This window comes from Streptomyces sp. URMC 123 (assembly GCF_051386515.1).
In the GTDB taxonomy this organism is placed as follows: domain Bacteria; phylum Actinomycetota; class Actinomycetes; order Streptomycetales; family Streptomycetaceae; genus Streptomyces.
This window is the reverse complement of record NZ_JBPQTV010000194.1, coordinates 1-11983: the sequence shown is the minus strand read 5'-3', so window position 1 is coordinate 11983 and position 11983 is coordinate 1. Positions and strand designations below refer to the sequence as shown.

Here is an 11983-nt window from a genome sequence, read left to right as displayed (position 1 = left end):
AAGCGCACCCGCACCCGTACGCCCGGCTGGGCGCGGTATCCCACCGGCCCCGCCTTCCTGGACGCGCTCGCCCGCGGCGACGCGCCGCGGGCTGTGTGGACCGCCCTGCCGGGCCCCCACTGGCCGCGGGAACTGGCCATCGCGGTGGCCACCGCGCTCGCCTCCGGCAAGGGCGCGCTCGTGGTCATGCCCGACGGGCGGGCCGCGGCCCGCGTGGACGCCGCGCTCACCGAGCTCATCGGCGACGGCCGGCACACCCTGCTGGTCGCCGAGGCCGGGCCGGAGGAGCGCTACCGCCGCTGGCTGGCCATCAACCGCGGGTCGGCCCGCGCCGTCATCGGCACCCGCGCCGCGATGTTCGCGCCGGTGCGCGACCTCGGCCTGGTGGCCGTCTGGGACGACGGCGACTCCAGCCACGGCGACCCCAACGCGCCCTTCCCGCACGCCCGCGAGGTGCTCCAGCTCAGGGCCCGCCACGAGCGGTGCGCCTTTCTCCTCGGCGGTCTGAGCTGCACCGTGGAGGCCGCGCAGCTCGTGGAGTCCGGCTGGGCGCTGCCGCTGGCCGCCGACCGCGAGCAGGTGCGGGCCGCGGCCCCGCGCATCCGCACGGTGGGCGACGCCGACCAGGCGCGGGACGAGGCGGCGCGCGCCGCCCGTCTGCCCACGGTGGCCTGGGAGACCGTGCGCGACGGCCTGCGCGCCGGGCCCGTGCTCATACAGGTGCCGCGCCGGGGCTACGTACCGCGGCTCTCCTGCGAGCGGTGCCGAGAGCCCGCCCGCTGCACGGCGTGCGCGGGACCGCTGGAGGCGCGCGCCGCCGACCAGGTGTGCTGCGGCTGGTGCGGCCGCGCGGAGCCGGCCTGGCACTGCCCGACCTGCGGCGGCGCCCGGCTGCGGGCGCGCGTCGTCGGTGCCCGGCGCACCGCGGAGGAGCTCGGGCGGGCGTTCCCCGCCGTGCCGGTGCGCACCTCGGGCCGCGACCACGTGCTGGACCGGGTGCCCGACCGGCCCGCGCTGGTCGTGAGCACGCCGGGTGCCGAGCCCGTGGCGGACGGCGGTTACGCGGCGGCGCTGCTGCTGGACGGCTGGGCCATGCTGGGCCGCCCCGATCTGCGGGCCGACGAGGACGCCCTGCGCCGCTGGCTGGGCGCCGCCGCGCTGGTCCGCCCGCACACGGACGGCGGCACGGTCGTCGTGGTGGCCGAGCCGACGCTGCGGCCGGTGCAGGCGCTGGTGCGCTGGGACCCAGTCGGACACGCGGTACGGGAGCTGGCGGACCGCGCCGAGCTGGGCTTTCCCCCCGTCTCCCGGATGGCCTCGGTCACCGGCCGGGCCGAGGACGTCGAGGGCTTCCTCGCCCGGCTCGACCTGCCCGAGGGCGCGGAGGTCCTCGGCCCGGTGCCGCTGCCGCCGCCTCCGCCGGGCCGCCCCCGGCGCGTGGGCGACCCGCCGCCGCGCGAGGAGTGGGAGCGGGCGCTGCTGCGGGTCAGGCCGGGCAACGGCGCGGCCCTGGCGGCCGCGCTCAAGACCGCCCAGGCGATCCGGCTGGCGCACCGGGAGGGCGAGGCCGTCCGCATCCGGATCGACCCGCTGGAACTGGGCTGACGACGCGCCACCGCCCCGCCGCGCGGATCGGCGGCGGGGCGGTGGCGGAATGCGGTGGCGGAATGCGGTGACGCATGCGGTGACGCACACGATGGCGCACGTGGTGACGGATGCGATCGCGCACGCGGTGACGGATGCGGTGCCGGACGCGATGAACGACGGCACGTCAGCCGTTGCGCGGCCCGGGGAAGACGCTGGGGCGGACCTCCTCCCGGATCGCGGTGGCCGGGGCGGACGACGACCCGGGCCCCGTCCGGGCGGCGGGCACGGCGGGCAGCGTCGGCGGCGTCACCGGCACGGCGGGCGCCTCGGCCGTCCGCACGGCCTCGCTCTCCGCGCCGGCCTGGGCGGCGGCGCGGCGCGAGCCGTAACGGCGGTGCACCGCCTGCTTGGTGACCCCGAGCGCCGAGCCCACCGCGTCCCACGAAAAGCCCAGCGAGCGGTCGAAGTCCACCGCGGCGGTGACGAGCGTCTCGACGCTGTCCCGCAGCTCCTGGGCGAGCCGCACGGTCGGCGCCGGCGCCCTGCCGTAGACGACGAAGCCCGCGGAGGGGCCGGTGCGGCGCGGCCGGTAGACATTGCCGAGCTGAGCGGTCAGCGTGCGAAGTGCGTCCACCTGCCGGCGGACCCGCTCGATGTCCCGCACCAGCAGATGCAGGCTGGCCCGTGCCTGGGCGTCGTGGGTTGCGTGGTCGGCCATGAACAAGCCTCTCGGAACCGGCGTTGAAAAGGATGTGAAGATGTGAAAAGGAATGGGGGCCGCGGCGGCGGCCCGGATCGCTTGTCTCGTGTCTGGTCGGTGTCTGGTCGGTGCCTGAGTCCGATCAGTGTCCGATCGGTCTCATCGGTCTGATCGGTCAATCTCGCTTGACCAACGCCGAACCCGCCCCGGGGGTCACGGTTCGGGGGGCGTGTGAGCTATCCAGGGGGCGTGTGCCTGAGCGCACGCCCCCTGGCGGGGAGTCATAGACTGGTGCGCTCCCGCGCGAGCACCGCTCGTCCGGCCCCGCCCGCGCCTTCCCGCCCGCAGCACCCGAGCGTTTCCGCGCCGTTCCCGCCCGAGAGAGACCCGAGAGAGAGCAGCCGACCACCGATGAAGCTCGTCTTCGCCGGCACCCCCGAGGTCGCCGTACCCGCCCTGGACGCCCTGATCGCGTCGGACCGGCACGAGGTCGCGGCCGTCGTCACCCGGCCCGACGCGCCCGCCGGCCGCGGCCGGCGCCTGGTGGCCAGCCCGGTCGCCCAGCGCGCGGAGGAGGAGGGCATCGAGGTGCTCAAGCCGGCCAAGCCGCGCGACGAGGACTTCCTCGCCCGGCTCCGCGAGATCGGCCCGGACTGCTGCCCCGTCGTGGCCTATGGCGCGCTGCTGCCGAAGGTCGCCCTCGACGTCCCCCGGCACGGCTGGGTCAACCTCCACTTCTCGCTGCTGCCCGCCTGGCGCGGCGCGGCGCCCGTGCAGCACGCGGTGCTGGCCGGCGACGAGGTGACCGGCGCGTCCACCTTCCTGATCGAGGAGGGCCTCGACTCCGGGCCCGTCTACGGGGTGCTGACCGAGGAGGTCCGCCCCACCGACACCAGCGGCGACCTGCTGACCCGGCTCGCCTTCGCCGGCGCCGGGCTGCTGGTGGCCACGATGGACGGCATCGAGGACGGCACCCTGCGGGCCGTGCCGCAGCCCGCCGAGGGCGTCACCCTCGCCCCCAAGCTGACGGTCGAGGACGCCCGCGTCGACTGGACGGCGCCCGCCCTGCGGGTGGACCGGGTCGTCCGCGGCTGCGCGCCCGCGCCGGGCGCGTGGACGCTCTTCCGCGGCGAGCGGCTCAAGCTGATGTCGGTGACGCCGCTGGCGGACCGCACGGACCTCGCGCTCGCGCCGGGCGAGCTGGCCGTGGCCAAGAACGCCGTTCACGTGGGCACCGGTTCGCACGCCGTGGAACTGCAGTGGGTGCAGCCGCAGGGCAAGAAGCCGATGCGGGCCGCGGACTGGGCGCGGGGCGTCCGCATCGCGGCGGGGGAGCGGCTGGGCGCGTAACCCGGCCGCGGCGGGGCCCATCACCCCGACGTACGCTGGGGACATCGTCATCCCAGATCCGGAGCACCTTCTCGTGACCGACCAGCCCCGTCGTGGCCGTCCCGGCAAGCCCTACCGCCGCCCGCGCAAGGACCCCGTGCGCGTCCTCGCCTTCGAGGCGCTGCGTGCCGTCGACGAGCGCGACGCCTACGCCAACCTCGTCCTGCCGCCGCTGCTGCGCAAGGCCCGGGAGGCGGGCGAGTTCGACGGCCGGGACGCGGCGCTCGCCACCGAGCTGGTGTACGGGACGCTGCGCCGGCAGGGCACCTACGACGCGATCATCGCCGAGTGCGTGGACCGCCCGCTGCGCGAGGTGGACCCGCCGGTGCTGGACGTCCTCAGCCTCGGCGCGCACCAGCTCCTGGGCACCCGCATCCCCTCCCACGCGGCCGTCTCGGCGAGCGTGGAGCTCGCGCGGGTCGTGCTCGGCGACGGCCGGGCCAAGTTCGTCAACGCCGTGCTGCGCAGGATCGCCGCCCGCGATCTCGACGCCTGGCTGGAGCAGGTCGCGCCGCCCTACGACGAGGACCCCGAGGACCATCTCGCCGTGGTGCATTCGCATCCGCGATGGGTCGTCTCCGCGCTCTGGGACGCCCTCGGCGGCGGCCGGGCGGGGATCGAGGCCCTGCTGGAGGCCGACAACGAGCGCCCCGAGGTGACGCTGGTCGCCCGCCCGGGCCGGGCCACCCCGGAGGAGCTCCTGGAGGTCCTCGGCGAGGAGTCGGGCGTACGGGGCCGCTGGTCGCCGTATGCCGTGCGGCTCGCGGAGGGCGGCGAGCCCGGTGCGATCGACGCCGTGCGCGAGGGGCGCGTGGGCGTCCAGGACGAGGGCAGCCAGCTGGTCGCCATCGCGTTCGCGAACGCGCCGCTGGAGGGCGAGGACAGCCGCTGGCTGGACGGCTGCGCCGGCCCCGGCGGCAAGGCCGCGCTGCTCGGGGCGCTCGCCGCCGGGCGCGGCGCGGCCCTGCTGGCGGCCGAGAAGCAGCCGCACCGGGCCCGGCTGGTGGGCAGGGCCCTGGCGGGCAACCCCGGCCCCTACGCGGTGGTGGCCGCCGACGGCACCCGGCCGCCGTGGCGGCCCGAGAGCTTCGACCGGGTGCTGGTCGACGTGCCGTGCAGCGGGCTCGGCGCGCTGCGCCGCCGCCCCGAGGCCCGCTGGCGCCGCCGCCCGGAGGACCTGGACAACTTCGCGCCGCTCCAGCGGGGCCTGCTGCGGGAGGCGCTCGCGTCCGTACGGGTCGGGGGCGTGGTCGGGTACGCGACCTGCTCGCCGCATCCGGCCGAGACCCGGGCCGTGGTCGAGGACGTGCTCAAGGGGCGCGGCCGGTCCCGCGCCGAGGACGGCGGCGACCCGGCCGGGGTGACGGCGGAGTGGATCGACGCCAGGCCGCTGCTGCCGGGCGTGCCGGACCTCGGTGACGGGCCGGACATCCAGCTGTGGCCGCATCTGCACGGCACGGACGCGATGTATCTGGCGCTGCTGCGCCGCACGTCCTGACCGCGGCAGGTCCTGGTCGGGGCCCGCGCCGAGCCTCCCGGCCGGGGCGTGCGCCGCGCCTCCGCCGCGGGGTCACCGGTGCCTGCCCGGGGGCTGTCGGCCAACGGCGATTTCCGGCCCTTCCGCAGGCCGGTTTCCCGGGGCTTTCCTGCGTTTATGGGGAGGTTTCACCGGAGCGGGGCGGCCGGCGCCCCCGCGGCGGGGCTCCCGGGTCCGGCGACCGGCCCGGGCCATGGCAGGCTGGTGCCATGGCCGTGCAGATCAACCCCAGTATTCTCTCCGCCGATTTCTCCCGTCTGGCGGAGGAGGCGAAGGCAGTCGAGGGCGCCGACTGGCTCCATGTCGATGTCATGGACAACCACTTTGTCCCGAACCTGACCCTCGGCGTGCCGGTGGTCGACGCGCTCAGCAGGGCGACCGACACCCCGCTGGACTGCCACCTGATGATCGAGGACCCCGACCGCTGGGCCCCGGCCTATGTCGAGGCCGGCGCCGGCTCGGTGACCTTCCACGTCGAGGCCGCCGCCGCCCCCGTGCGGCTGGCCCGGGAGATCCGCGCCAAGGGCGCCCGCGCCTCGATGGCCCTCAAGCCGGCCACCCCCATCGAGCCGTACGAGGACCTGCTCCCCGAGCTGGACATGCTGCTGATCATGACCGTGGAGCCGGGCTTCGGCGGCCAGGCGTTCCTCGACATCATGCTGCCCAAGATCCGCCGCACCCGGGAGCTGATCGACCGGCACGGCCTGGAGCTCTGGCTCCAGGTGGACGGCGGCGTCTCCGAGTCGACCATCGAGCGCTGCGCGGAGGCGGGCGCCGATGTGTTCGTCGCGGGCTCGGCCGTCTACGGCGCGGAGGACCCGGCCGCCGCGGTCGCCGCGCTGCGCGACCGGGCACGGGCCGCCTGCGCGCACTGAGGCCGGCCGGAACCCGGGGTCCACCAGGGCCCGGAACCGCGCCCACCAGGGGCCGGACCCGTGTCCACGGACATGCGACCACGGGGCGTCCACTCGGTGAACGCGTGGTCGTTGGCTTATTGACCAGCACGGCGTCTGACAGGATGAGCGCACAGACGTCCAGTTGAGCAGTGAGGAGATTGCGGTGTCTGCTATGTCGGCGGGTCGGTCGGCCCCGCGGATGGGACCCGCTGAGCTGGTGCAGGCGGCGGCCATGGCCCGCCGCTTCTACCTCGAGGGCAAGTCCAAGATCCAGATCGCGGAGGAGTTCGGCGTCAGCCGCTTCAAGGTCGCGCGCGTGCTCGAAACGGCCCTCGAACGCGATCTCGTCCGCATCGAGATCCGGGTGCCGGCCGAACTGGACGCCGAGCGCTCCGACGCGCTGCGCGCCCGCTACGGGCTGCGCCACGCGGTGGTGGTCGAGTCCCCGGCCGACGACGCCGCGGCGGACGCCGCCGACCCGGAGAACCTGGGCGAGGTGGCGGCCGACCTGCTGGGCGAGCTCGTCGCCGAGGGCGATGTGCTGGGGCTCGCCTGGGGGCGGTCCACCATCCACATGGCCGCCGCGCTGAACCGGCTGCCGCCCTGCACGGTGGTGCAGCTGACGGGCGTGTACGACGCGGGCACCGCCGAGCGCGGCTCCGTGGAGGCCGTCCGCCGGGCCGCCCAGGTCTCCGGCGGCGAGGCGCACCCCATCTACGCGCCCATGCTCCTGCCGGACCCGGCGACCGCGGCCGCGCTGCGCGGCCAGACCGGCATCGCCCGCGCGTTCGACTACTTCGACAAGGTCACGGTGGCGGCCGTCTCCATCGGCTCCTGGGCGCCGGGCATCTCCACGGTCTACGACATGCTCTCCGAGGAGGAGCGGGCGCACTACGCGGGCCTCGGCGCCGCCGCGGAGATGTCCGCGCACCTCTTCGACGCGGAGGGCCGCAGGATCGGCCGCGACCTGGGGGAGCGCTGCATCACGGTGGAGGCGGACCGGCTGCGCCGCATCCCCGAGGTGGTGGCGATCGCCGGCGGTCAGCGCAAGGCGGCCGCGATCGGCGCGGTGCTCAGGTCGGGGCTGGTCACCAGCCTGGTGACGGACACGGCGGCGGCGGACCACCTGCTGACGGAGTCCCGCCCGGGCCCCCGGCCGGCCCTGGAGCGCGCGGACCCGGACAAGGTCTGAGCCGAGCTCCGAAGTCATGGTCCGAGCCGCGGTCCCGGCCGGGCCGCGGGCCCCGCAGGAGGGCGGCGGGCCGCGAGCCCGGGCGCGTTCGTACGATCCGTCCAGGGCCCCCCGCTCCCTCTGGACGTTCAGCCCGGTCCCCGTACCGCCCGGCTCATGGGAGAATGAAGTACGTGCGTTTTCCTCGACCCCCTCGACCGAGGGCCGGGGCGAGGGTCAACTCCGAACGACTGGGATGTTCAGCACGTGCGTTTCCTCAATGACCAGAAGCCGCCGTACGACCTGACGTACGACGATGTGTTCATGGTGCCGAGCCGCTCCGCGGTGGGCTCCCGCCAGGCCGTGGACCTGTCGGCGCCCGACGGCACCGGCACCACCATCCCGCTCGTGGTGGCCAACATGACCGCGATCGCCGGGCGCCGGATGGCCGAGACCGTGGCCCGCCGCGGCGGCCTCGTCGTGATCCCGCAGGACATCCCGCTGGATGTCGTGACGGACGTGATCGGCTGGGTCAAGCGGCGCCACCTCGTGCTCGACACCCCGATCGTGCTCACCCCGCACGCGACCGTGGCCGACGGGCTCTCCCTGCTGCACAAGCGGGCCCACGGCGCGGGCGTCGTCGTCGACGAGGCGCACCGCCCCATCGGCGTGGTGACCGAGTCCGACCTCTCGGGCGTGGACCGCTTCACGCAGCTGTCCGAGGTCATGTCCAAGGAGCTGCTGCTCCTGGACGCCGACATCGACCCGCGCGAGGCGTTCATCCGCCTGGACACCGCGCACCGCAAGCTCGCCCCCGCGGTGGACAAGGACGGCAAGCTCGCCGGCATCCTCACCCGCAAGGGCGCGCTGCGCGCCACGCTCTACACCCCGGCGGTCGACGCCCAGGGCAAGCTGCGGATCGCCGCCGCCGTGGGCATCAACGGCGATGTCGCCGGCCGCGCCAAGGCGCTGCTGGAGGCCGGGGTGGACACCCTGGTCGTGGACACCGCGCACGGCCACCAGGAGCAGATGATCACCGCGCTGCGCGCGGTCCGCGGTCTCGACCCGCAGGTCCCGATCGTCGCCGGCAACATCGTGGCCGCCGAGGGCGTGCGCGACCTGGTGGAGGCCGGTGCCGACATCATCAAGGTCGGTGTCGGTCCGGGCGCCATGTGCACGACCCGCATGATGACCGGTGTGGGCCGGCCGCAGTTCTCCGCGGTGCTGGAGTGCGCCGCCGAGGCCCGCAGGCTGGGCAAGCACGTCTGGGCGGACGGCGGTGTGCGCCACCCCCGTGACGTCGCCATGGCGCTGGCCGCGGGCGCGTCCAACGTCATGATCGGCTCCTGGTTCGCCGGCACGTACGAGTCCCCGGGCGACCTCCAGCAGTCCGCCGACGGCCGGCTGTACAAGGAGAGCTTCGGCATGGCCTCGGCGCGCGCCGTGCGCAACCGCACCGCCGAGGAGTCGGCGTACGACCGGGCCCGTAAGGCGATCTTCGAGGAGGGCATCTCCACCTCGCGGATGTTCCTCGACCCCGCCCGCCCGGGCGTGGAGGACCTGATCGACTCGATCATCGCGGGCGTCCGCTCGTCCTGCACCTACGCCGGCGCGGCCTCCCTGGAGGAGTTCCACGAGCGCGCCGTGGTCGGGGTGCAGAGCGCCGCCGGCTACGCCGAGGGCAAGCCGCTGCACGCCAGCTGGAGCTGATCCGGCCGCCGCGCACGGACGCGGCACAGCGGTCGATCGACACGACGAAGGGGCTCGCGGCGGGGTTGCCGGGGCCCGCCGACCGGCCGCCGGGCCCTCGCGACCGTGATCCGCGGCACCGCGGCGTTCCGGGCCCCAAACCCCCGAAAATGTTGATTCATGCAGTGACGTGCAACGTTTCCTCATTTGTGGCCGCTCTACGCAATGATCGTCCGCCGGTACGCAAGGTTGATGCATTTTGCCGTGGCCGATGCACCTCGTAGTGTCTGCGCTGTACGTGGAGTGGCGGGGACCGCCTGCTCGGCGGTCCTCCTCTGCGGGTTTCCTCTGCCACACCCGCCGCCTGGCCGCCGTCCGGTCGCCGCCGCCTTTCAGGCAGCGATACAAGGAGCCACCCAGGTGTTGGACCACGGTGCAGCCCCACCCGCCGAGAACAGCGACAGCCGGGCCCCGCAGCCGGCTGCCCGTCTCGGTGCGCGGGTCATGCGGCGCAAGCCCGTAGAGCGGCTGGTCGCCGAGGGCGGCCAGGGCGAGGGCGGCGCGCTGCGGCGCTCGCTCGGCATGTGGCAGCTCACGATGATCAGCATCGGCGCGACGCTGGGCACCGGAATCTTCGTCGTGCTCGGCCAGGCCGTCCCCAAGGCCGGCCCCGCCGTCACCGTGGCCTTCGTCCTCGCCGGCATCACCGCGCTGTTCTCGGCGCTGTCGTACGCCGAGCTCGCCGGCTCCATCCCGGTGTCCGGCTCCTCGTACTCGTACGCCTACGCCACCATGGGCGAGGTCGTCGCCTGGATCTGCGGCTGGTGCCTGATCCTGGAGTACGGCGTGTCGGTCGCGGCGGTCGCCGTCGGCTGGGGCGAGTACCTCAACGAACTGCTCGACGGCACCATCGGCGTCACCATTCCGGCCTCGCTCTCCGCGGCGCCCGGCGACGGCGGGGTGTTCAACCTCCCCGCGCTCATCGTGGTGCTGCTCGCCATGGCCTTCCTCATGGGAGGGGCCAAGGAGAGCGCCCGGGCCAACACGATCATGGTGGCCATCAAGATCGGTGCGCTGCTGCTCTTCTGCGCCGTGGCCTTCCAGGGTGTTCGCGCCGGCAACTTCTCGCCGTTCCTCCCGCTCGGCCTCGCCGGCATGAGCGGCGCGGCCAGCACGCTGTTCTTCTCCTACATCGGCTTCGACGCCGCCTCCACCGCCGGTGAGGAGGCGAAGAACGCCAAGAAGGACCTGCCGCGCGCGATCCTGCTCTCGCTGGTGATCGTCACCGCGCTGTACGTGCTGGTGGCGGTCGTGGCCCTGGGCGCCCGCCCGTGGCAGCAGTTCGAGGGCTCCGAGGCGGCGCTCGCCGGCATCATGAAGGAGGTCACCGGGCAGGGCTTCTGGTCGGTGCTGCTCGCGGCCGGTGCGGTCGTGGCCATCGCCAGCGTGATCCTGACCGTGCTCTACGGCCAGACCCGCATCCTGTTCGCGATGTCCCGCGACGGGCTGGTGCCCAAGGTGTTCGCCCGGGTCCACCCCAAGTCCGGCACGCCCCGCGCCAACACGCTGATCGTCTCGCTGTTCTGCGGTGTCCTCGCGGCCGCGATCCCGCTGGGCCCGCTCGCCGACGCCACCAGCATCGGCACGCTCTTCGCCTTCGCGCTGGTGAACATCGCGGTGGTCGTCCTGCGCCACACCCGCCCGGACATGCCGCGCACCTTCCGGGTGCCGCTCTCCCCGCTCTTCCCGGCCATCGGCTTCGGGCTCTGCCTGTACCTGATGTACAGCCTGGAGATGATCACCTGGGGCGTCTTCGGCGCCTGGATGGTGCTCGGTCTGGTGATCTACTTCTCCTACGGCATGCGGAACTCGCGACTGGCGCGGACCGGGTCGGACGCGGTGCCGGCCACGGAGGGCGCCGAGAGCGCCGGAGAGGCCGAGAAGGCCGTGGTGGCCGCGGCCGTCGCGGCGGTCGCGGAGAAGAAGGCCGCTTCCGACGAGAAGAAGCCGGTCTCGACGGCGAAGAAGGTGTCCTCCACGGAGGAGAAGCCGGCTCCGGCGGACGCGAAGGCGGCCTCGACGGAGAAGGCGGCTCCCGCGGAGAAGGAGTCGGCCTCCTCGGAGGAGAAGCCGGTCGCGGGGGAGAAGGAGTCGGCCGCCTCGGAGGAGAAGCAGGCTTCCGCCGAGGAGAAGGCCGCTTCCGACGACGAGAAGCCGGCTTCCGCCGAGAAGAAGGCCGCTTCCGCCGAGGAGAAGGCGGCCTCGACGGAGAAGAGCGAGAAGGCCGCTCCGCAGGAGAAGTAGTTCCGCGGAAGGGCATGAGGGCCCCGGCCCGCCGGCACACAGCCGGCGGGCCGGGGCCCTCGCCGTATCGCCCTTCCGGCCGCCCCCGGGGGCGGCCCCGGGGCACGGCCGGTCGTCAGCCGAGGTTCGGCTTGGCGAAGGTCGCCGTGACGGTCTCCGCGCCGGTGAGCCGGGGGGCGCAGACGGCCGCCGCGCCCTCGCACGCCCCCGACCAGCCGGTGAACCGGAGGGCCTGGGTCTGTGCGGTCAGGGTGAGGCCGGGCCGGTAGACCTTGTAGACGCACGTCCCCCGCTCACAGGGGTCGTGCTGGTCCGACCGCACCATGGCGTCCCGGGCGAACGGGTTGACGACCGTGACCGTGACGGTGGCGTACGCCCTGCCGGACAGCGTGACGAAGGACGACCGACCGCCCCAGGTCACGGAGAGCTCCGCGCTGTGGGCCCCGATGGTCCGGGGCGCGAACGCGACGGTCACCCGGCAGGAGGACTGCTGGCCGGGCGCGAGCCGCCGGCCCGAGCACTCGTCGTTCGCCACCGTGAAGGCGGCGGAGTCCCCCGTCAGCCGTACCGCCTGGACGGTCATGGGCTTGGTCCCGGGGTTGCGCACGGTCAGCCCGGAAACCCCGGTCAGCCGGGCCAACCGGGGAAGCCGGGTCAGCCGGGCAGCCCCGGCAGTCCCGGTAGTCCCGGCAGCCCGGCCGAGACCGTAC

Annotated in this window: 8 protein-coding genes and 1 pseudogene; 7 read left to right on the top strand and 2 right to left on the bottom strand. The window is 74.6% G+C overall.

Annotated features, from left to right (window positions below):
* Positions 1-1605 (top strand): primosome assembly protein PriA (locus ACSNOD_RS20925; protein WP_436768524.1); only part of this gene is annotated, 1605 nt, incomplete at its 5' end.
* Positions 1606-1771: 166 nt separating this feature from the next.
* On the opposite strand, the gene ACSNOD_RS20920 is transcribed toward ACSNOD_RS20925, so the two are convergent.
* Positions 1772-2305 (bottom strand): hypothetical protein, encoded by a 534-nt coding sequence (locus ACSNOD_RS20920; protein ID WP_436768523.1) that lies wholly within the window; start codon positions 2303-2305, stop codon positions 1772-1774.
* A gap of 393 nt (positions 2306-2698) precedes the next feature.
* On the opposite strand from ACSNOD_RS20920, the gene fmt reads away from it, so the two are divergent.
* The 6 genes and pseudogenes from fmt to ACSNOD_RS20890 form a co-directional block, all read left to right on the top strand.
* Entirely contained in the window at positions 2699-3637 is a 939-nt protein-coding gene (fmt, locus tag ACSNOD_RS20915; RefSeq protein WP_436768522.1) for a methionyl-tRNA formyltransferase, read from the top strand.
* Between the two features lie 73 nt (positions 3638-3710).
* Entirely contained in the window at positions 3711-5174 is a 1464-nt protein-coding gene (locus tag ACSNOD_RS20910) for an RsmB/NOP family class I SAM-dependent RNA methyltransferase (RefSeq protein ID WP_436768521.1), read from the top strand.
* A 248-nt stretch (positions 5175-5422) separates the two neighbouring features.
* Complete coding sequence (gene rpe, locus ACSNOD_RS20905; RefSeq protein WP_436768520.1) at positions 5423-6088, top strand: ribulose-phosphate 3-epimerase; 666 nt, start codon at positions 5423-5425, stop codon at positions 6086-6088.
* Between the two features lie 193 nt (positions 6089-6281).
* On the top strand, positions 6282-7301 hold the full coding sequence (locus tag ACSNOD_RS20900; protein WP_436768525.1) for a sugar-binding transcriptional regulator: 1020 nt from the start codon (positions 6282-6284) through the stop codon (positions 7299-7301).
* Between the two features lie 246 nt (positions 7302-7547).
* Complete coding sequence (locus tag ACSNOD_RS20895; RefSeq protein ID WP_436768519.1) at positions 7548-8990, top strand: GuaB1 family IMP dehydrogenase-related protein; 1443 nt, start codon at positions 7548-7550, stop codon at positions 8988-8990.
* A 399-nt stretch (positions 8991-9389) separates the two neighbouring features.
* Positions 9390-10862: pseudogene (locus ACSNOD_RS20890) on the top strand (amino acid permease); the annotation flags it as partial.
* Positions 10863-11388: 526 nt separating this feature from the next.
* Here the strand turns inward: ACSNOD_RS20890 and ACSNOD_RS20885 are convergent.
* Positions 11389-11983: hypothetical protein (locus tag ACSNOD_RS20885; protein WP_436768518.1), on the bottom strand; the 595-nt coding region annotated here is incomplete at its 5' end.